The following is a 21331-nucleotide window of genomic DNA, read 5'->3' as shown; positions in this document are numbered from 1 at the left end:
ATAAGATCTGCGACAAATCGTCGCTGCCTACAGATTTTCCCAACATGTAGCGGCGGAAAAAATGACTTCCGAAACTGCTCGAAACCTACGCGCTGTGGCGCTCCAGGGGTTTCGGGCTTTTTTCGGGGTGTCTTTATATCACCCGCCGGTCGGCTGCCCACTAACCGATTGGTCGGGTAACTCGTTTGCCTTGCGTTCTTCTCTCGCACTGCCCGGAGCATCTGTGCCATGAGTTCTGCCTCGCTAATAAAGACCCCACCGCAGAAGGTGTCGGTCAACGGTTGGGTGTTCTACACCTCTACCGCGTTGATTCTGTTGTTGACCGCCATTCTGATCATCGCCCCGCAAGAGGCCGGCAGAATGCTGGGTACGGCGCAAGCCTGGTTGTCCCGCAGCTTCGGCTGGTACTACATGGTGGTGATTGCCGCCTATCTGATTTTCGTCGTCGGCCTGGCGTTTTCGTCTTACGGCAAACTCAAGCTGGGCAGCAAGGACGACACCCCGGACTTCAGCTACGGCGCCTGGGCGGGGATGCTGTTCTCCTCGGGTATCGGCATCTCGCTGTTGTATTTCGGCGCGTCCGAACCGCTGGACCACTACTTCAACCCGCCGGAAGGCGTGGCCGCCAGTAACCTCGCGGCACGTCAGGCAGTACAACTGACGTTCCTGCATTGGGGCCTGCACGGCTGGGCGATTTATGCACTGGTCGGCTTGGCGGTGGCGTACTTTGCCTACCGCCATAACCAGCCGCTGGCGTTGCGTTCGGCGCTGTATCCGCTGGTGGGTGAGCGTTGGGTCAAGGGCGCGGCCGGTCATGCGGTGGACGGATTCGGCATGTTCGTGACCCTGCTGGGTCTGGTGACCAACCTGGGGATTGGTTCGCTGCAAGTGTCGTCGGGCCTTGAAAACCTGTTCGGCATGGAGCACAGCAACACCAACCTGCTGATCGTGATCATTGTGATGAGCACGGTGGCGACCATCGCCGCTGTGTCGGGCGTGGAAAACGGCATCCGTCGTCTGTCCAACCTGAACATTGTGCTGTTCAGCGGCCTGCTGATTTTCGTCCTGCTGTTCGGCCCGACCCTGCACCTGCTCAACGGCTTCGTGCAGAACGTCGGCGATTACCTGAACGGCGTGGTGCTGAAGACCTTCGACCTCTATGTGTATGAAGGCGACACCGAGAAGTCCGACCGCTGGTTGGGCCTGTGGACCCTGTTCTACTGGGCCTGGTGGATTTCCTGGGCACCATTCGTGGGCATGTTCATCGCACGTATTTCCCGTGGTCGCACGGTGCGTGAAATGGTGGCCGGCGTACTGCTGATTCCGCTGGGCTTCACCCTGGCGTGGCTGTCGATCTTCGGTAACTCGGCCCTGGACCTGGTGATGAACCATGGGGCGGTGGAGCTTGGAAAGACGGCGCTGGAACAGCCATCCATGGCGATCTACCAGTTGCTTGAGCATTACCCGGCGTCGAAGGTGGTGATCGGCGTATCGATTTTCGTTGGTTTCGTGCTGTTCCTGACCCCGGCGGATTCCGGCGCGGTGATGATGGCCAACCTGTCGTGCAAGGGCGGTACCGTCGATGAAGACGCGCCGCACTGGCTGCGGATCTTCTGGTCGGTGGTGATCACCCTGGTGACCATCGGCCTGCTGTTCGCCGGTAACTTCGAAGCCATGCAAACCATGGTGGTACTGGCTGGTCTGCCGTTCTCGGTGGTGCTGGTGTTCTTCATGTTCGGCTTGCACAAGGCCATGCGCCAGGACGTGCAGATCGAACAGGAGCAAGCGGAACTGGCGGCACGCGGTCGTCGTGGTTTCAGCGAGCGTTTGACCCAGCTGGACCTGCAGCCGAGCCAGTCGGTGGTGCAGCGCTTCATGGACAAGCAAGTGAGCCCGGCACTGGAAGATGCGACGGCGCAAATGCGTGCTCAAGGCCTGCAGGTTCAGACGCTGCTGGGCAAGTCCAAGCGTTGCATGGGCGTGCGCGTCGAGATGGAAGAGGGCAACCCGTTTGTCTACGAAGTCAGCCTGGACGGTTACCTGGCCACGCCGACTGAATCGGCACAGTCCGATGAGGCGCGTCAGCGTTTCTATCGCGCCGAGGTTTACCTGCATAACGGTAGCCAGGACTACGACTTGATGGGTTTCACTCAAGATCAGATCACCCGTGACGTGCTCGATCAGTTTGAAAGCCATCGGCAACTGCTTGGCCGGGTTTATAGCTAAAGCTTGGGTCTGCGGTGTACGGAATGCACCGCAATCCCTGTGGGAGCGAGCTCGCTCGCGATAGCGGAGGGACAGTCAACACTCATGTTGAATGTTAAGCCCTCATCGCGAGCAAGCTCGCTCCCACAGGTTGTTCACCGTACATATGGGAGCGGGCTCGCTCGCGAAGGGGGCATCAGCAGCAAAGCTGTTTGACCCGATACCCCATAAACAAAAACGCCGCGATTCTCTCGCGGCGTTTTTGTGTCTGTTGCCTTACCCCAGGTTCTTGCCGAGCAGTGCGTGATACAGCTCGCTGTCGCCCAGAATCCCCACCACCTTGTTGTTGTCATGCAGCACCAGCTTGTTGCCGGTCTGATAACGAATCTGCAGCGCATCGCGCATGCCGATGTTCGAGTCCACCAGGGTTGGTCGACGACCCAGGCCTTCAACGGCCTGACCCGGTATCCAGTTCTGCAAGTCCAGCGCAGACCCGTTCTGGCGAGCGCCCTTGATGGTGTTGCCTTCAGCCAGATCCAGCCACGAATCACCGCCTGGATCCAGGCACACCGAACCGTTGATGCGTTTGCAATTGTCCAGGGTGCGCATCAGGCTGCGGCCGCACAGTACGTTCAGCGGGTTGGTGTGGGCCACGAAGGTCCGCACGTAGTCGTCCGCAGGGTTGAGGACGATTTCTTCCGGTTTGCTGTACTGGATGATCCGGCCGTCTTTCATGATCGCGATGCGGGAGCCCAGTTTCAGGGCTTCGTCGAGGTCGTGGCTAACGAACACGATGGTCTTGCTCAGCTTGCGTTGCAGTTCCAGCAGTTCGTCCTGCAGACCCTGGCGGATCAGCGGGTCGAGTGCCGAGAACGGTTCGTCCATCAGCAGGATGTCGGCGTCCATCGCCAGGGCACGGGCCAGGCCCACACGTTGTTGCATACCACCGGACAGCTCGTTGGGTTTTTTGTTGCGCCACTGGGTCAGGCCCACCAGCTCAAGCTTGTCGTCCACCAGTTTGCGTCGTTCCTTCTCGGGCCGACCCTGCATTTCCAGGCCGAAGCTGATGTTCTCGCGAACGGTCAGCCAAGGCATCAGGGCAAACTTCTGGAACACCATCGCGATGCGTTTGGTGCGCATCATTTTCAGTTCGGCCGGGCTGCAGGAGGCGATGTCGATCTGCTTGCCTTCGTGTTCGACGAACAACTTGCCACGGCTGACGGTGTTCAGGCCGTTGATGCAGCGCAGCAGGCTGGACTTGCCGGAACCGGACAAGCCCATCAGTACGCAGATTTCACCTTTTTCGATATCCAGGCTGGCTTTTTCAACACCGACGATCTGCCCGGTCTTTTTCAGGATCTCGTTGCGGGTCATGCCCTGATCCAGCAGCTTGAGCGCCTCGCGTGGATCTTTGGAGAAGATAACGTCAACGTTATCGAAGCGAATAATGCTCATGCGTCACCCCCTACCTTGGCGTCGGGTTGTTTGCAGATACGGTCGAGCATGATCGCCAGCAGTACGATCGCCAGGCCTGCTTCGAAGCCCAGGGCGATATCAGCAGTGTTCAGTGCGTTGACCACCGGTTTGCCCAAACCATCGGCGCCCACCAGTGCCGCGATCACCACCATCGAAAGAGACAGCATGATGCACTGGGTGATGCCTGCCGCGATGCTTGGCATGGCGTGGGGCAGTTCGATTCGCGAGAGCAGCTGACGCCGGGAGCAGCCAAAGGCCTTGCCGGCGTCCATCAATTCTTCCGGAACATCGCGGATACCCAGGTAGGTCAGGCGGATGGGCGCGGCAATCGCGAACACCACCGTCGAAATCAGGCCCGGGACCACACCCAGACCGAAGAGGGTCAGGGTAGGAATGAGGTACACGAAGGTCGGTACGGTCTGCATCAGATCGAGTACCGGACGCATTACAGTATAGAACATCGGCTTGTGCGCGGCGACGATGCCCAGGGGCACGCCAATGAGCACGCAGACCAGGGTGGCGAACAACACCTGGGCGAGGGTTTCCATGGTTTCCTGCCAATACCCCAGATTGAGGATCAGCAGAAAGGAGGCAACGACAAACGCGGTCAGGCCCCATTTGCGTTGAATGAAGTGTGCCAGTAGAGCGATCAGGCCGATCAGCGCCAGCGGGTTGAACCAGGTCAGCGCAAATGTCACGCCGTGGATCATCGTTTCCAGTGTCACGGCGATTGCGTCGAAGGTGTTGGCGCCGTGTTGCGTCAACCATTCAACGAAGCCCGAGATGTACTGGCCTAGAGGTATTTTCTGATCAATCAGCATGGTAGTGAACGTCCGCATGCAAGGAAATAAACAGCCCGGACGGCGTGGGCCGTCCGGCATAAGCGATGCTCCCTAATTCAAGGCGTCAGTTTGGCTTTCACGGCCTCCAGGCCCGGTTTACCGTCAATGGTGGTCACGCCAGCGAGCCAGGTATCGAGCACCTGTGGATTCTTTTTCAGCCAGGCCTTGGCGGCCGCGTCAGGCTTCATCTTGTCGTCCAGGATGTTGCCCATCAGTTCGCTTTCCATGTCGACCGTGAACTCCAGGTTTTTCAGCAACTGACCGACGTTGCTGCATTCCTCGGCGTAGCCCTTGCGGGTGTTGGTCGCCACGGTGGCGGCGCCAAAGTCGGGGCCGAAGAAATCGTCGCCGCCGGTCAGGTATTGAATCTTGAAGCGCTTGTTCATCGGGTGCGGCGCCCAGCCGAGGAAGACCACGGCGGTGTCGCGTTTCTGCGCGCGGTCGACCTGCGACAGCATGCCTGCTTCGCTGGACTCGACGACCTTGAAGCCCGCGTCCTTGAGGCCGAAGGCGTTCTTGTCGATCATCGACTGGATCAGGCGGTTGCCATCGTTGCCAGGCTCGATGCCGTAGATCTTGCCGTCGAGCTCTTTCTTGAATTTGGCGATGTCGGCGAAGTCATGCAGCCCCTTGTCGTATAGCGCTTGAGGGACGGCGAGGGTGTACTTGGCACCCTTGAGGTTGGTACGCACGGTTTCCACGGTGCCGGCATCGCGGTAGGCCTTGATGTCGTTTTCCATGGTCGGCATCCAGTTCCCCAGGAACACGTCCATGTTCTTGCCATCGGCCAGCGACTTGTAGGTCACGGGCACGGAAATCATGGTGGTCTTGGTCTTGTAGCCGAGGGCGTTGAGCACGACGCTGGTCGTCGCGGTTGTCGCGGTGATGTCGGTCCAGCCGACATCGGAGAAGTTTACGGTACTGCACTGCGCCGGTTCTGCGGCTTGCGCCAGAACCGGCAGACTAAGCATGGCGGCCAACAACAACGACGGGGAACCTTTCATGGATGGACTCCTTGGTGTTTTTTTTGGCAGTGTTCCGACTGGACCACCGCACTTATAGGTTGCGGTTGGATGGCGTTCTGGAGACAGCTCTACCACGGCGCCTTGCAATCGAGTCGATACGATCATGTACCAGTGAAAATCTGACGCCTACAGGGTGCGTCGTATCCAGTACAGGGATGGTCGCATCCAGTGTCGGTGACGTCGTTTACAGATTTTTTCAGCCCTTTTTCCCGCTCTGAACCGCAAAAAAACGGCGAAAACACGGCGTAAAAGACACGCGGCGCTGGTGGGCATGAGTGCGTCGGTTAGAGACGTCGAACAACTGGATAAAAGCTTGATGATGCGGCCATCTCGGCGGATTGCAGCTTGAGCGTAGCAGCTCCGTCACCCTGCGCTTTGGCGTGCGCAGTGGGCCCATTCAGGAGTTCGGCAGTCATGGCTATCAGTGTTTTCGACCTGTTCAAAATCGGCATCGGCCCTTCCAGTTCGCACACCGTGGGGCCCATGCGGGCGGCGGCGTTGTTTGTGCAGGGCTTGCGCGAGCGGGGTCTGCTGGAACAGGTGCGGCGTGTCGAAGTCCAGCTGTTTGGCTCGTTATCGGCCACCGGCATCGGCCACGGCAGCGACAACGCGGTGATCATGGGCCTGATGGGCGAGTGGCCGGATGCGATCGATCCGTCGCAAATCGGCATCCGTATCCAGGCACTGCGCGAAACCCACACGCTGTTGCTCGACGGTCGCCTGTCGGTGCCGTTCGTCTGGGCTCGGGACATGCGCCTTATCGACGAAAACCTGCCGTTCCACCCCAACGCCATGACCCTGATTGTCGAAGGCGATGACGGTGAATTGCATCGCGACACCTACTATTCGGTCGGCGGCGGTTTTGTCGTCGATGAGGCGCAAGCTTCCAGCGGTGTCGTGGATCTGGATCGCACCGTACTTCCTTATGACTTTTCCAGCGCCGCCGAGCTGTTGCAGCTGTGCAAGAAGCACAACCTGCGCGTGGCTGAATTAATGATGGCCAACGAGAAAGTCTGGCGCAGCGAAGAGGAAATCCGCAGCGGTCTGATGAAGCTCTGGCGCGCCATGCAGGATTGCGTCGAACAGGGTCTGAAACACGAAGGCATCCTGCCCGGCGGGCTGAACGTGCGCCGCCGCGCTGCGAAGCTGCATCGCAGCCTGCAGGAGCTGAACAAACCCAACGTGATTGGCTCGACCTTGAGCGCCATGGAATGGGTCAACCTTTTCGCCCTGGCGGTCAACGAAGAAAACGCCGCCGGCGGGCGCATGGTCACGGCACCGACCAACGGCGCGGCGGGGATCATTCCGGCCGTGCTGCACTACTTCATGAAGTTCAGTGAGGCTGTGACCGACGCCAATGTCGTCGACTACTTCCTCGGTGCGGCGGCGGTGGGCATCCTGTGCAAGAAGAACGCCTCGATCTCCGGTGCCGAAGTCGGTTGTCAGGGCGAAGTCGGTTCGGCCTGCGCCATGGCGGCCGCCGGGCTGGCGGAAATCCTTGGCGCCACGCCAGAGCAACTATGCAACGCGGCGGAAATCGGTCTGGAGCACAACCTCGGCCTGACCTGCGACCCGGTGGGTGGACTGGTCCAGGTGCCGTGCATCGAGCGCAACGCGATTGCAGCGGTGAAGGCGATCAACGCTGCGCAGATGGCATTGCGGGGCGATGGCCAGCACTTTATTTCGCTGGATCGGGTAATCCGCACCATGCGCGATACCGGTGCCGACATGCATGACAAATATAAGGAGACATCGCGGGGTGGGTTGGCGGTCAGTGCGGTGGAGTGTTGAGTCAGTAACACCGAGTCGCATTCTTCGCGAGCAAGCCCGCTCCCACAGGGGCACGCATTCCAAATGTGGGAGCGGGCTTGCTCGCGAAGGGGCCAGACCAGTCAAAATTGCGCGTTAAGTGAACACCTGCAACAACACATGCCACCTTTTGGCGCGTCGCAAACAGGTAAATCATGACCTCAAGGTCAGGGATCGAAACCGACCCTGACCGCCCGTCACCCCGTGCCTGCGGTGACACTCTTTCCGGGATCGTTTCAGCCCTGTTCCCACAAGTGCTACCGAATTGCTCACCGCTCGTGAGCCGGGGCGCTTGCCAGTCCTGATGGCCATTTAAATCCCCACATCTTGCAAGACATATATAGACACATTCCGACGTCGTTTTTAGGAGTTATTGAACGTGCATTCAAATTTAGGCACGGCAATTGCTCTGTCATTACAAAGCCCGTCTCCCACGCGAGAACGCCGGCAATAACAAGAGCCTCCGCCTGAGGCCATCACCCGCTTTGTGTGAGGAGATACCGCGATGACGACGTTCAACTCCGGGGCCCAACCCCAGAACCGTGCGCCTCAATCCATCGGCTTTCTGCTGCTGGACAATTTCACGCTGATTTCTCTGGCGTCCGCAGTGGAACCCCTGCGCATGGCCAACCAGTTGTCCGGTCGCGAGCTGTACCGTTGGACCACCCTCACCGTCGATGGCGGCCAGGTCTGGGCCAGTGATGGCCTGCAGATCACCCCCGACGCCTCCATGCACAAAGCTCCGCCAATGGACACCGTCATCGTCTGCGGCGGTATCGGTATTCAACGCACTGTTACCCGTGAACACGTGTCATGGCTGCAAAGCCAGGCCCGCCAGTCCCGCCGCCTCGGCGCGGTGTGCACCGGCAGCTGGGCCCTGGCCTGCGCCGGCCTGCTCGACGGCTTCGATTGCAGCGTGCACTGGGAATGCCTGGCAGCCATGCAGGAAGCTTTCCCGCGGGTGGCCATGAGTACCCGCCTGTTCACTCTCGACCGTAACCGTTTCACCAGCTCCGGCGGCACCGCGCCGCTGGACATGATGCTGCACCTGATCAGCCGCGATCACGGCCGTGAACTGTCGGCGGCCATTTCGGAAATGTTCGTCTACGAGCGCATCCGCAACGAGCAGGATCACCAGCGTGTGCCGCTCAAGCACATGCTCGGTACGAATCAGCCAAAACTGCAGGAAATCGTTGCGCTGATGGAAGCCAACCTCGAAGAGCCGATCGATCTCGACGAACTGGCCGTCTATGTCGCGGTATCCCGTCGTCAGCTCGAGCGCCTGTTCCAGAAATACCTGCACTGTTCGCCGTCGCGTTACTACCTCAAGCTGCGCCTGATCCGCGCCCGGCAACTGCTCAAGCAAACGCCGATGTCGATCATCGAAGTGGCGTCGGTGTGCGGTTTCGTGTCCACGCCGCACTTCTCCAAGTGCTACCGCGAATACTTCGGCATTCCGCCGCGTGACGAGCGCGTAGGCTCCAACACTACCCAGCAAGTGGCGATGATGCCGTTGCCGCAAGCCTTGGTGCTGTCGCCGTTGTCCGGGCCGTTGTCGGCGTTGAGCCAGGCGCGTAATGAGTCGACGTTTGCCAGTGTAAGGCTTTAAACCGAGGCGCCTTCAATCGCGGGCAAGCCCGCTCCCACAGGGCTTTGTGTCGAGCACAAAATTAATGCTCTGACTCAAAGCCTGTGGGAGCGGGCTTGCCCGCGAAGGATTTTTATCGGCCTGTGTGGCTCTGCTGATACTCCGCCAATGCCGGCAACAACTGCTTGTCGATCGCTTGGCGCACCGCCGGCAGGATGGTCGCGCTGCTGGTGTACATCTGCTTGACCATGGTGCGCAGTGTCATCGCCCGTACATCGTTCAAACCCCGTACCGCACACTCACAGGCCTGCTCGGCGGTGGCGCCGGTGGGCACCTCGAATCCCAACGACTTGAGCTGGCCCAACAGGTCTTCCTGGTCTATCAAATCGGCGTGCATCATGACGCAATCCTTCTTCAGGGAACGGTGTCGTGGCTCGATTCTGGTAGGGCCACGCAGTAGCGGCAAGGGCGAATTGTCGCAATGGCCGCAATGGCTATGAACAGGTCGTTTTCGACTAACTTGCCGTTTGGAGGAGTGGGCACACTGGGCTCAGCTCGCTTCACGAAGGTTTGGTCACCCTCGCACGGCAGCTCCTCAACAGTACCCTCTGCCTCGATCCTGTCACGGCTTGATCGGGGCTTTTTTTGTCAGTGAATCAGGGACATATGAGGTGCCGGTACTTACGCCATCGCGGGCAAGCCACGCTCCCACAGGTTTGGGCGTCGCTCACCAAACCTGTGGTGACTTCGATCCTGTGGGAGCGTGGCTTGCCCGCGATGAACGATGACGCGGTCTAGCGTTGTAATACGAGAATCCGCGACAACAACTCATCCCGGTCGACATAGCAACCCTGGAAGTGCCGCGCCCCGGTGGCGGGGTCGAAGGCGTTGCGGGCGTGCAGGGTGCGACGGTTGTCGAAGCACCACAGCTCACCGGGATTGAGCCGCTGCATCAAGCGGAACCGGGGTTCGCGCGTCATCGCGATAAAGCGCCGGTAGGCGTGATAGAGCCTGGGCATCTGCTCCACCGAGGTGTCGAACGGCCCGCGCAGAAAGTTCGCCATGCGGATTTCCGATACCTGCCCCAACGTGTCCAGGGCAATGATCGGCGCGAGGCAGCGGTAGTCGCTGTGGCGGTCCTTGTTGCGAAACTCTACGGGGATTTCGCAAAGGCTTTTGAATGACTCCGGGTCTTCTCGGCGCAGCGTTTCGGCGATGGCAAACCCGTCGACAAAAATGCTTTCGCCACCCTCGGCGTCATTGACCAGGCAATGCAGGAATTGCAGCCCCGGTTGCAGCTCTCGGGTCGGCAAATCACTGTGCAGCGGCAGGTTGAAAGCGGTGTAGGCGTTGCTGTCGGCGTCGGCTTTGGATTGCACGTTGAACAGCACGCCGAAATTGCTCTCGCGGATGAAGGAAATCCGTTGCGCGATCAACTTCAGAGAGCCGGGCTCGGTGGGCACGCCACGAACCTGGGTCAGGCCGACATCGCGAACCGCCAGCAGCCATTGCAGCAACGCCTGCGGGTCGTTCATAAGTGCTTCATATTCGAACACCGGCAACTGCAAATCGCTGTGCCAGAGCCTGGCTTTGGGTTTGCGTGCCAGGCGTTCGGCGCGGGATTCATCGTCATAGGCGTGGGCGCGCAGCCAGCCGGGATCGAAGCGACTGGCGTGGCCATCCTGCCAATCCACCGACAGGCAACCTTCGGTGTCGATACGGGCGTTATCGGGCATCAGGTCTTGAGCCACATCGACGATTTCCAGCACTTGCTCGCGGGTCACGGTGTAGACGCACTGCGGGCACGGGCAGTTATCCCGCAGCCATTGATGGTGGAAAGGGCTGACGCGATCGTCGGCCCACTTCACCAGAACCCGGTCCGCCAGTGTCTGCACGCCAGTCAGTGCGCTGATCAACGGATAGGTACGAAAGTCGGCAAATGCAGCGGCGGTGTTCATGGCGATCTCCTTGTTATTTTTTTGGGGGTAATGCGATCACTCGGCCAATGTACCCGGGCGTTGGCAGGTCCGCCTGTTCGGCGACGATGGCTTGCAGCCGATTCAAGGACTGTTCGCTGAACGGGGCCGAACGAGGTCCGGCGAGATCCACGTGCAGCAGCATCTGTTCGTTGCCTGCAAGCTCCTGGGCATCACCGACCCGATGCAGGCTGTGATAGAGGTGCAGGCGTTTGCTGTCGTGGGCAATGATTTGGGTGTGCACTTCGACTTGGGCGTCGAGTTTCACTTCGTGCAGATAATTGAGGTGCAGTTCGAGAGTGAACAGCGAGTTGCCGCTGGCTTCCCGGCTGTCGCTGTCCAGGCCCAGGCGATCCATCAGGGCATCGGTGGCGTAGCTGAAAATCAGCAGGTAGAAGGCGTCGCGCAGGTGGCCGTTGTAGTCGACCCAGTCGGGGATGATGGTGGTTTGGTAGGTGGTGAGGGTGGGCATGGTTTCTGATCCAATTTGTGTGGTGACTGGACTGCCGCTATCGCGAGCAAGCTCGCTCCCACAGTGATGTGCAGTGTGAATACAATCTATGTCACTCAGCAGATCCCCTGTGGGAGCGAGCTTGCTCGCGATGGGGCCAATGCTGCTGGCCCCACAGCCTGGGCTTACTCGCTGAAGGCCATCCCATGCTTCTCTTTGGTGGTCTTGACCGCCTCGAGCACTGCCAGCAGGCAGTCATCACGATAGCGCTCCAGCGCTGAAATGCTGTGTTTACCCAGTTGATCGCTGGTGCCATCGACCAAGTCGTCGATCAGTTTGTCGGTCAGTTCCGGCGCCGGCAGGTAAGTCCACGGCAACTGCAACGCCGGGCCGAACTGCGCCATGAAGTGACGCATGCCGGCATCACCACCGGCCAGGGTGTAGGTCAGGAAGGTGCCCATGAACGACCAGCGCAGGCCCGCGCCAAAGCGGATCGCATCGTCGATTTCACCGGTAGTCGCCACGCCGTCGTTGACCAGGTGCAGCGCCTCACGCCACAGCGCTTCGAGCAGGCGGTCGGCGATGAAGCCCGGCACTTCCTTGCGCACGTGCAACGGGCGCATCCCCAGGGATTCATAGACTTTCATCGCCGCTTGCACGGCTTCGGGCGCGGTGTTTTTACCGCCGACCACTTCGACCAGCGGCAGCAGGTAAACCGGGTTGAACGGGTGACCGACCACGCAACGCTCCGGGTGTGTGGCACTCTCGTAGAACTCGCTCGGCAACAGACCGGAGGTGCTGGAGCCGATCAACGCATTGGGCTTGGCTGCCGCGCTGATTTTGCTGTGCAGGTCCAGTTTCAGTTCAAGGCGTTCCGGGGCACTTTCCTGGATGAAGTCAGCGTCGCGAACGCATTCTTCGATGGTTGCGACAAAGCGCAGGCGGTCCTGCGATGCACCCGGCGCCAGGCCTTGTTTCTCCAGTGCGCCCCAGGCATTGGCGACGCGTTTGCGCAGTGCGGCTTCGGCACCGGGAGCCGGGTCCCAGGCCACTACGTCCAGGCCATGGGCGAGGGCGCGGGACACCCAGCCGCTGCCGATGACACCGCTGCCCAGGGCGGCGAAGGTTTTGATTTCGGTGATGAAGGTCATGGTGACTTCCTGAATTTGGCTCGAAAAAAACTGTGGGAGCGAGCCTGCTCGCGAAGAGGCCGGTACATCCGACAGATCTCTTGCGTCAGTCATGCCGCCTTCGCGAGCAGGCTCGCTCCCACAGGGGGAAAGTTGTTTTGAATTAACCGCGCTGGGTCAGGCCCATTTTCTTGCGGCCTTCAGCGGGGGTGAGCACGCGGGCACCAAGGCGGCTGAGGATTTCCGTGGCGCGTTCGACCAGTTGGCCGTTGGTCGCCAGCACGCCCTTGTCCAGCCACAGGTTGTCTTCCAGCCCTACCCGCACGTTGCCGCCGAGCAACACTGCTTGCGCCGCCATCGGCATCTGCATGCGACCGATACCGAAGCCGGCCCAGACCGCGTCGGCGGGCAGGTTGTCGACCATGGCTTTCATGGTGGTGGTGTCCGCCGGCGCACCCCACGGGATGCCCAGGCACAGCTGGAACAACGGGTTGTCGAGCAGGCCTTCCTTGATCATCTGCTTGGCGAACCACAGGTGACCGGTGTCGAAGATTTCCAGCTCGGCCTTCACGCCCAGCTCTTGAATGCGTTTGGCGCCAGCGCGCAGCTGGGCCGGGGTAGAAACGTAAATGGTGTCGCCGTCGCCGAAGTTCAGGGTGCCGCAATCGAGGGTGCAGATTTCCGGCAGCAGTTCTTCGACATGGGCCAGACGAGTCAGCGGGCCGACCAGATCGGTGTTCGGGCCGAACTCCATCGGATTTTCGCCGGCACCGATTTCCAGGTCGCCGCCCATGCCGGCAGTGAGGTTGACGATGATGTCCACGTCCGCCTCGCGGATACGCTCCATCACCTCGCGATACAGCGCCACATCACGGCTGAACTTGCCGGTTTGCGGGTCGCGCACATGGCAGTGAACCACGGTGGCACCGGCCTTGGCGGCTTCCACGGCGGCAGCCGCGATCTGTTTTGGGGTGACCGGCACGTGTGGGCTCTTGCTGGTCGTGTCGCCAGCACCGGTGAGTGCGCAGGTGATGATGACGTCGTGGTTCATTTGGCGGTTCCTTACAGGCGGGTTTTTGGTTTTGGCCAGGCGTGGTGATCCCGTTCACAGCCCCTTGGGGCTGCGAGACGGTGGTGGGTTCGGGTTTATTTACTGGTCAGTTGCAGGTTTTCAGCGGCTGGTTTGCCATCGAAGGTGGTGACGCCTTCAAGCCAGCGTTTTTTGTCCTGCGGGTGATCCTTGAGCCATTGTTTGGCCGACTCGAGAGGGTCCTTGTGATCCAGCAGTGGCTGCATCATCCGGCTCTCGTCTTCGGCGGTGAACGTCAGGTTGCTCAGCAGGCGACCGATGTTCGGGCATTGCTGGGCGTAGGTCGGTGCGGTGACGGTCCACACGGTGGCCTTGCCTTCGTTCGGGCCGAGGGCGTCTTCGCTGCCGGTGAGGTAGGTCATTTTTACGTTGACGTTCATCGGGTGCGGCGCCCAGCCGAAGAACACCACGGCTTCGTTGCGACGCACGGCGCGATCCACCGCCGCGAGCATGCCGGCTTCGCTGGACTCGACCAGCTGGAACTTGCCGAGGCCGAACTGGTTCTTGGAGATCATCGCCTTGATCTGGGTGTTGGCGCCCGAGCCAGGCTCGATGCCGTAGATCTTGCCGCCCAGTTCTTTTTCGAATTTGGCGATATCAGCGAAGGTTTTCAGGCCCTTTTCGGCGAGGTAGGTCGGCACGGCGAGGGTCGCACGGGCGTCTTGCAGGCTTGGCGCTTCAAGCACCTTGACCTGTTTGGCATCGACGAACGGGGTGATGGTCTGGGTCATCAGCGGGTTCCAGTAACCGAGGAACAGGTCCAGACGCTGGTCGCGGATCCCGGCGAAGATGATTTGCTGGGAGGCGCTGGTTTGTTTGGTGCTGTAGCCGAGGCCATCGAGCAATACCTGGGTCATGGCACTGGTGGCGATCACATCGGTCCAGTTCACTACACCCATGCGCACGTTCTGGCATGCGGCGGGTTCGGCGGCCATGACACTGGCGCTCAGTAACGCGGTACCACTGAGTGCAAGAACACAGCTGCTGATCAGTCGTTTCATTCTCAGGTTCCTCGGCAGTTCGTTTATTGTGAGTTCCGGTGTCTGATGCGCCGGTGATGCCAAGTTACGCAGCAAAGCACCGATGAAAGCGCACTGCGGCGACCAGCTCTTGCACTGCAGCGACCTGCGCTCTTGAAAGCCGCCAGCAACTGGCGTATCAACATCCCTACGCTGCCCGCCCTCTCGTTACCTGGCCTCTTGTTACCTGCTAAGCGAGTGCGCTCCATGTCCCAGGATTTCTATTTCTTGTTGATGCCGGGTTTCTCGGCCATCGGATTTATCTCGGCCATCGAGCCGTTGCGGGTCGCCAATCGCTTTCGCGGCGAGCTTTATCGCTGGCATGTGCTGAGCGCCGATGGCGGGGCAGTGCTGGCCAGCAACGGTATGTCGGTCAACGCCGATGCGGCGCTGGAGCCGCTGAAGAAAGGCGCGACATTATTGGTGGTCGCCGGCTTCGAACCTCTGAAATTCGCCACCCCGGCGCTTGAGCATTGGTTGCGCCGACTGGACAACGAAGGCGTGACCCTCGGCGCCATCGATACCGGCAGTTTCATCCTCGCCGAGGCCAGTTTGCTCGAAGGCCATCGCCTGACCCTGCACTGGGAAGCCATCGACGCCTTCAAGGAGTCCTATCCGCAGCTCAGTGTCACCCAGGAACTGTTCGAGATCGACCGCCGGCGCATCACCTCCGCCGGTGGTACTGCCTCCATCGATTTAATGCTGGATCTGATCGCCCAGGCCCACGGCCCGGAACTGGCGATCCAGGTCAGCGAACAGTTCGTACTCGGCCGCATCCGCCCGCGCAAAGACCACCAACGCATGGAAGTCGCCACGCGCTACGGCATCAGCAACAAGAAGCTGGTGCATGTGATCGGCGAGATGGAACAGCACAGCGAACCGCCGCTGAGTACGCTGGAACTGGCGGAATCGATCAAGGTGACGCGGCGGCAGTTGGAGCGACTGTTTCGGTTGCATTTGAACGACACGCCAAGCAATTTCTATCTGCGGTTACGCTTGGAAAAAGCGCGGCAGTTGCTGCGCCAGACCGACATGAGCGTATTGGAGGTGAGCATTGCCTGCGGGTTTGAATCGCCGTCGTATTTCACCCGCAGTTATCGGGCGAAATATGAGCGGTGCCCGCGGGAGGATCGGCATAGTGTTGGCGCTCGGCAAGGTGCCGGTGTGCCGCAACCTCCTCCCACAGAGGAGCCAGTTATTTAGTGCAACTGCCGGGACTTGAACTGGAGGGCTAGAGCGGTAAGGCTGTCAGCGTTGTGAGTGGTGATTGCTATTTGGGCATTCCATGCCTGGAGCTCCGAAGTTGGGTACGTTTCTTGTGCTAGGCGTACATGTTCTTGTATGGAGCTTTTTTGTCTGTCTCCGATTTCTGACAGATCGGGAGTGTTTTCGGCAATCCGTAAGGACTCCTCAAGGTCTTCCTTCATGGTTGCATCGCTAACTGCTTCTGTATCGTCACGAGAGGAGGCTGAAAACAAATTCCAGTAGTCAAGGGTTTCGCCATGGACATGGCTAAGTTCATGAAAGATTGTCCCTGTCCTGTAGATTGCCGATTGTTCACGTGCCTTGACGTTGAAGTAGATAGATTTACTCGCCTTGGCTTCTGTCGGATCTGAAAATGCCCGCTCACTAGGCTCGTGTGGATTGTTCTTGGTGAAGACAAAGCGATCACCGCTAACATAATCCTCTAATGCGCCAGAAAGGATGCTTTCAAGTTTTTCTTTGGCCGCCTTCGCAGCAATTCTCAGATATTGTTTGCTCTTTCTTTGACCGTAGATATTTCTCAGTTTTGTTCGCGTCTCTTTGGATAGTTTTGGTTCGTTGAGGGACAAAATCGCATTATTCGTGAAGTCGATCATGGCCGAGAAATCGCTCTCGAATTCACGCCTCTGTTCTTTCGGTAAATCATCTGCCCGCCGATAAAGTATTTCCTGCCCGGCGGCGATCATTTCCTGTTCCATTTCATTCATGGGCTCAACCGGTGCAAGCCCCTGGCTGTCCTTGAAGCGCAGTGGATTGTTCTGAACCATCCGGTAGCGGTTCAAACCATCGATGTCACCCGCCGGATCCGGGTTGATCCAGCGCTGTAGCCAGGGTGCGTAGTAACGAAGCCCGTAGTAATAAAGCCCGGTGGCATCCCGTTCCTTTCCGGAGTATCGGAGTGTCTTGTAGCTGGCCTCGGTTTCACTTCGGGCGAGCCACCAGGCGGTGCCGCCAAAGGCGTAATAACCCTCCTGGCTGATCAGCGCGGCATCCTCGTCCAGTTCCAGCGTGCAGGATCCAAGGTGATCGCCCAGGCTGTAACGAATCTGGTCGTTGGCGATGCCTTCGGGCGGGTCTTCGTACCAATGCAAAACCCGCGCGTTGCAATCTCCAGCGTCAACATTCACGACATACCGGACTTCTTCGCGACCGTTGTAATGGATCTCCAACCCGGGCAGATAACGCACTTCTGTGGTTAAGGTTGCAGATTTTGTCTTGCGATGGAGTACCTTGCGTAGTCGCTGGCCGTGGCCGTCATATCGATAGAGTTCATCATCATTCGGTTCATCGTGTCTGGTGACCTGAATGACCTCGCTGAGTTGATTGCGACTGTCCCAGTGCATGATTTGTGCGCCAGGGGACAGGATCAACAAGTTGCCGTTGCTGTCGAAGCTCTTGATGAAGTCCGGCTCGCCTGTCTGCGGTTTAGGCAAGCTTCGGTTACTTGAAGGCTCGCTCACCATCTCACGGGTGTAACCTCGAAGGCCCTCATGGATGAGGGTTTGCAGGTTTCCTGCGGGATCATATGAGAATGTCTGTTTGTAACTACTTGTCACTGTCGATTGCGACGGGCGCGTTAAGGGACCCTGGCTCGCGGCAACGGATTCTCGACCGCTTGCCTCTATCAGTTGAGAAAGCGTGTCATACCGATAGTCGTTGGCGGGGTCAGTACGCTGGTTCCTGAAGTAGCGTATCGCTGCGACCGAGTCCCGGATCCGAGTGATATTGCCGACAGGATCGTAGGTGTAGGCAAGGTCCTGGAGAGCATGGCCTGAACGGCTTGAGGTGAGTTGCAACAGGCGATCGTTTTGAAGGTCATAACGGCGAGTTGTCGTAACACCATTGCCGGCAGTTTCGTGCTCGATCTGACCACTGACGTTGTAGCGCCTGTTACTGAGTAGCGTTTTGTCCGGCAGATGCCTGCGTTTGAGGGCTACCTGTATGAGCTGGCCTGCGATGTCATAGCCCAATAGCCTTTGGTTGTCCCGAGCATCGGTCTGGGTCACCAGGTTGTCCAGGGCATTGAAACGCCATTGGGTGGTTTCACCTTCGGCTTCGAGTTTGCTGTCGCGGTCAGTCAAGCGCTCTGGCCAATTGACTGCGGACAGCTCGTTCATGAACTGTCGGGATTCGCTTAACCGAGCGCCCGCGAGGCTGTATTCCTCGAGATGCAGACAGCCAGCCGTGTCGTCGTGGCGAATAAGGCGTCCGCACTGATTATGTGGGCTGTACTCGGCGCCGCTGTCGGCATAGACCATCCGCTCAGTCGTGGCAGAGGCGGCGTTGACAGCTTGCTCTGAGATGGCGATCGGGCGTAACAGGTTGTCGTACTCGATCTGACGTTGATTGTTCCGACCATCCCACTCGAATCGAAGCTCGCCGCTGGCGCCCGGCAGTCTTGCTTTCCAGCCGCCATCAACACTGCTGTTCAGTAATGGTTCGCCGGAGAGGCCGTACACCATGGTCAGATTAGGCTTGCCTTGCGTTGCCCATAGGTGTGGGTCCCAGCCGTCGCTCAGGTGTCCGTTCGTGCTGTAGGCCTGACGGGTAATGCGCGGTTTCGGCGTTTCCTCCGGATGTGCGCGATAGTAGGCCACGCTGCGAATCTCATGGTGGCGTGGGTCCTGTGCCATCAAGGTTGGGGTGGAGCGGTGTAGGTTGGCGGCCATATGATCGTTGAGCGCTGATGGAAGATGCCCAATGTATGCGCCGCTTTTGCCGGATTGACTACTGTCAGAAATAACAGGTGCCGAGCTGATTTACTTCTTCATCAGCACCGAACACGCCACCTTGTACGCCTCATGCTGATACTTGTTCAGCGTCCCCGGCAGTTCGAAATTGTGCTTTTTAGCCTGGGCATTGATGGTCTGCGGAGACAGCAGCGTCACCTCGCAATTCTCCAATAACTGGAAAACCCCTTCGATCTTGAACGTGGTCGGCCCACCGGCGAATTCGCCTTTCTTGCTGCGCTTTTTGATCGCGATGCGGTCGATGGAGTTCTCCCGGACAAACGAAGCGACCTGGGCTGCGAACACTTTGACATTGGCGGCGTCATCGTCATCATCCAGGGCAATTTTCTTGGTGGCGAGGGCGACATGGCTCAGGGCCTGACCGTCCAGCGTGGCCACGGCGATGATCGCTTCGCTGCCTTTGATTTCGATGCCGCAGACTTTCATGTTGAATCCCTTTACTGGCTGAAGCGTGCAGCTTACAGCTCAAGTTGGCTGGCGAATGGATCATTCCTGCCCAATCGACTCCAAAAACTCCGACCGTTCATCACTCATCCGCGCAATGCAGTCGTTCTGGGCAATGGTGAACGCCTTGCTGCCACTGGTGGCCGGGAAGGCTTCGACGGCGCAGTCGGCATCCCGGGTCTTCAGCCATTGCTGTTGGGCGGCCTTGAGCTTGGCGGTGATGTCGGCCAGTTGCGACGGGTTTTTGCCGTATTGCGACTGCATGCGGTCGCTCAGGCCTTGGAGGTTTTCCTTGAGCAGGTCTTCGGCGCTGGTTTTGCTGAAGGCCGAGCACTCGAGGGTCTGGACGTCGTTTTCGACTTTATCGCACGGGTTGTCGTCGGACTCCTGCGCTGCGTGTACGCCGGTCGCAATCAATGCCAAAGCCAGAAGGATGGATTTCATTCAGGTCGCCGCTCTATTCCAGTGATGCAGCGAATTCTGGCCCAAGCCGAGGGCCTTGAACAGGTCGCTGAATAGGCCAGGAGACGACCCTTTGTCGCGGATTGACGCTTTCGGCAAACCCCCTGTCGTTTTTGCACCCGGTCGCCGAGGCACCGAGGCATATGCTGGCCCCAAAGCGCCGGCAGACGATTCGGCGCATGAATCGCTAATAAGGGGACAGCCTGATGAGCCCAGCCGAATTGCACGCCGACAGCATCGTTATCGACGGGCTGATTATTGCCAAGTGGAACCGTGAACTGTTCGAAGACATGCGCAAGGGCGGTTTGACCGCAGCCAACTGCACCGTGTCGGTGTGGGAGGGCTTTCAGGCTACCGTCAACAACATTGCCGCGAGCCAGAAGCTGATCCGCGAGAACAGCGACCTGGTGATGCCGGTGCGTACCACCGCCGACATCCGCAAGGCCAAGGAGCAGGGCAAGACCGGCATCCTCTTCGGCTTCCAGAACGCCCATGCCTATGAAGACCAGATCGGCTATGTCGAGGTGTTCAAGCAGCTCGGCGTCGGTATCGTGCAGATGTGCTACAACACCCAGAACCTGGTGGGCACCGGTTGCTACGAGCGTGATGGCGGCCTGTCGGGCTTCGGTCGCGAAATCGTCGCCGAGATGAACCGCGTTGGAGTGATGTGCGACCTGTCCCACGTCGGCTCCAAGACGTCCGAAGAAGTCATCCTCGAGTCGAAAAAGCCGGTCTGCTACTCCCACTGCCTGCCGTCGGGGCTCAAGGAGCACCCACGCAACAAGTCCGATGAAGAACTCAAGTTCATTGCCGACCACGGCGGCTTTGTCGGCGTCACCATGTTCGCGCCATTCCTCGCCAAGGGTATCGACTCGACCATCGACGACTACGCCGAAGCCATCGAGTACGTGATGAACATAGTCGGCGAAGACGCCATCGGCATCGGTACCGACTTCACCCAGGGCCATGGCCAGGACTTCTTCGAATACCTGACCCACGACAAGGGCTACGCCCGCCGCCTGACCAGCTTCGGCAAGATCATCAACCCGCTGGGCATCCGCACCGTGGGCGAGTTCCCGAACCTGACCGAGACCCTGCTCAAGCGCGGCCACTCCGAGCGAGTGGTACGCAAGATCATGGGCGAAAACTGGGTGAACGTCCTCAAGGACGTTTGGGGCGAGTAAGCCACTGCACCTCTGAATCCTTTCCCCCGGCCGCCCGCGCCGGGGGCAACACAAAAATTTTTCTGGAGTTAAGTTTCCATGGCCAAGATCGCCCCGCAATTGCCAATCGAAGTCGACAGCGAGACCGGTGTCTGGACGTCCGACGCCCTGCCGATGCTGTACGTGCCACGGCATTTCTTCGTCAACAACCACATGGGCATCGAGGAAGTGCTGGGCGCTGAAGCCTATGCCGAAATCCTCTACAAGGCCGGCTACAAGTCCGCCTGGCACTGGTGTGAAAAAGAAGCCGAATGCCATGGCCTGGAAGGTGTCGCGGTGTTCGAGCACTACATGAAGCGCCTGTCGCAGCGCGGCTGGGGCCTGTTCAAGATCCAGGACATCGACCTCGACAAAGGCACCGCCAGCGTCAAGCTCGAGCACTCGGCGTTCGTCTATGTGTACGGCAAGGTCGGGCGCAAGGTCGACTACATGTTCACTGGCTGGTTTGCCGGCGCGATGGACCAGATCCTCGCCGCTCGCGGCAGCAAGATCCGCACCGTGGCCGAGCAAGTCTACGGTGGCTCCGAAGAGGGCCACGAAGACGGCTTGTTCATCGTCAAGCCGTTGTAAGTCGAGGA

At 59.2% G+C, this 21331-nt stretch carries 18 protein-coding genes; 6 read left to right on the top strand and 12 right to left on the bottom strand.

Translation table 11 applies throughout. The features are described 5' to 3' along the window. Nucleotides 1–285 precede the first annotated feature (285 nt). Nucleotides 286–2226, top strand: coding sequence for a BCCT family transporter (locus ACXX83_RS22725; RefSeq protein WP_458550224.1), 1941 nt, complete (start codon nt 286–288; stop codon nt 2224–2226). A gap of 255 nt (nt 2227–2481) precedes the next feature. Here ACXX83_RS22725 and choV read toward each other — a convergent pair whose 3' ends face one another. From choV to ACXX83_RS22710, 3 genes are all read right to left on the bottom strand, one after another. Further along, the gene (choV, locus tag ACXX83_RS22720; protein WP_015097151.1) at nt 2482–3660 is read right to left on the bottom strand and encodes a choline ABC transporter ATP-binding protein; all 1179 of its coding nucleotides are present in this window, start codon (nt 3658–3660) and stop codon (nt 2482–2484) included. Next, entirely contained in the window at nt 3657–4502 is an 846-nt protein-coding gene (gene choW, locus ACXX83_RS22715; RefSeq protein ID WP_041474967.1) for a choline ABC transporter permease subunit, read from the bottom strand. The genes choV and choW overlap by 4 nt, the downstream gene beginning before the upstream one ends. A gap of 77 nt (nt 4503–4579) precedes the next feature. Then, nucleotides 4580–5527 (bottom strand): choline ABC transporter substrate-binding protein, encoded by a 948-nt coding sequence (locus ACXX83_RS22710; RefSeq protein ID WP_015097149.1) that lies wholly within the window; start codon nt 5525–5527, stop codon nt 4580–4582. 435 nt (nt 5528–5962) lie between these two features. Between ACXX83_RS22710 and ACXX83_RS22705 the strand changes: the two genes are divergently transcribed. Both ACXX83_RS22705 and gbdR read left to right on the top strand, forming a co-directional pair. Then, on the top strand, nt 5963–7339 hold the full coding sequence (locus ACXX83_RS22705; protein ID WP_007995657.1) for an L-serine ammonia-lyase: 1377 nt from the start codon (nt 5963–5965) through the stop codon (nt 7337–7339). Between the two features lie 523 nt (nt 7340–7862). Beyond that, the gene (gene gbdR / locus ACXX83_RS22700) at nt 7863–8966 is read left to right on the top strand and encodes a choline metabolism transcriptional regulator GbdR (protein ID WP_007975492.1); all 1104 of its coding nucleotides are present in this window, start codon (nt 7863–7865) and stop codon (nt 8964–8966) included. 112 nt (nt 8967–9078) lie between these two features. On the opposite strand, the gene ACXX83_RS22695 is transcribed toward gbdR, so the two are convergent. The 6 genes from ACXX83_RS22695 to ACXX83_RS22670 form a co-directional block, all read right to left on the bottom strand. Continuing rightward, a complete protein-coding gene (locus tag ACXX83_RS22695) occupies nt 9079–9345 on the bottom strand; it encodes a hypothetical protein (protein WP_007995656.1) in 267 nt (88 codons plus the stop codon). A gap of 394 nt (nt 9346–9739) precedes the next feature. Next, entirely contained in the window at nt 9740–10903 is a 1164-nt protein-coding gene (locus tag ACXX83_RS22690; protein ID WP_458549667.1) for a gamma-butyrobetaine dioxygenase, read from the bottom strand. 13 nt (nt 10904–10916) lie between these two features. Further along, nucleotides 10917–11393, bottom strand: coding sequence for a thioesterase family protein (locus ACXX83_RS22685; RefSeq protein ID WP_007975495.1), 477 nt, complete (start codon nt 11391–11393; stop codon nt 10917–10919). A gap of 164 nt (nt 11394–11557) precedes the next feature. Beyond that, nucleotides 11558–12523 carry an L-carnitine dehydrogenase gene (locus tag ACXX83_RS22680; RefSeq protein ID WP_458549666.1) on the bottom strand — a complete coding sequence of 322 codons (966 nt, stop codon included), beginning with the start codon at nt 12521–12523 and terminating at the stop codon, nt 11558–11560. Nucleotides 12524–12665: 142 nt separating this feature from the next. Continuing rightward, nucleotides 12666–13553 carry a 3-dehydrocarnitine:acetyl-CoA trimethylamine transferase CdhC gene (cdhC, locus tag ACXX83_RS22675; RefSeq protein ID WP_007975497.1) on the bottom strand — a complete coding sequence of 296 codons (888 nt, stop codon included), beginning with the start codon at nt 13551–13553 and terminating at the stop codon, nt 12666–12668. Nucleotides 13554–13648: 95 nt separating this feature from the next. Then, on the bottom strand, nt 13649–14593 hold the full coding sequence (locus ACXX83_RS22670) for a choline ABC transporter substrate-binding protein (RefSeq protein WP_458549665.1): 945 nt from the start codon (nt 14591–14593) through the stop codon (nt 13649–13651). A 225-nt stretch (nt 14594–14818) separates the two neighbouring features. Between ACXX83_RS22670 and ACXX83_RS22665 the strand changes: the two genes are divergently transcribed. Beyond that, entirely contained in the window at nt 14819–15814 is a 996-nt protein-coding gene (locus ACXX83_RS22665) for a GlxA family transcriptional regulator (RefSeq protein WP_458549664.1), read from the top strand. Here the strand turns inward: ACXX83_RS22665 and ACXX83_RS22660 are convergent. The 3 genes from ACXX83_RS22660 to ACXX83_RS22650 form a co-directional block, all read right to left on the bottom strand. After that, complete coding sequence (locus ACXX83_RS22660) at nt 15811–18471, bottom strand: RHS repeat domain-containing protein (protein WP_458549663.1); 2661 nt, start codon at nt 18469–18471, stop codon at nt 15811–15813. The genes ACXX83_RS22665 and ACXX83_RS22660 overlap by 4 nt on opposite strands. A 162-nt stretch (nt 18472–18633) precedes the next feature. Then, the gene (locus ACXX83_RS22655; protein WP_458549662.1) at nt 18634–19050 is read right to left on the bottom strand and encodes a DUF3010 family protein; all 417 of its coding nucleotides are present in this window, start codon (nt 19048–19050) and stop codon (nt 18634–18636) included. A 60-nt stretch (nt 19051–19110) separates the two neighbouring features. Then, nucleotides 19111–19512 carry a lysozyme inhibitor LprI family protein gene (locus tag ACXX83_RS22650; RefSeq protein WP_458549661.1) on the bottom strand — a complete coding sequence of 134 codons (402 nt, stop codon included), beginning with the start codon at nt 19510–19512 and terminating at the stop codon, nt 19111–19113. A 224-nt stretch (nt 19513–19736) separates the two neighbouring features. Here ACXX83_RS22650 and ACXX83_RS22645 point away from each other — a divergent pair, with 224 nt between their 5' ends. Together ACXX83_RS22645 and ACXX83_RS22640 are read left to right on the top strand one after the other, a co-directional pair. Next, nucleotides 19737–20714, top strand: coding sequence for a dipeptidase (locus ACXX83_RS22645; protein ID WP_015097138.1), 978 nt, complete (start codon nt 19737–19739; stop codon nt 20712–20714). 78 nt (nt 20715–20792) lie between these two features. Beyond that, complete coding sequence (locus ACXX83_RS22640) at nt 20793–21323, top strand: DUF5943 domain-containing protein (protein WP_007975505.1); 531 nt, start codon at nt 20793–20795, stop codon at nt 21321–21323. Nucleotides 21324–21331 lie beyond the last annotated feature (8 nt).

Source organism: Pseudomonas sp. GNP012 (assembly GCF_054343835.1).
The sequence above is the reverse complement of the archived record's forward strand: the minus strand, read 5'-3'. Positions and strand labels throughout refer to the sequence as shown.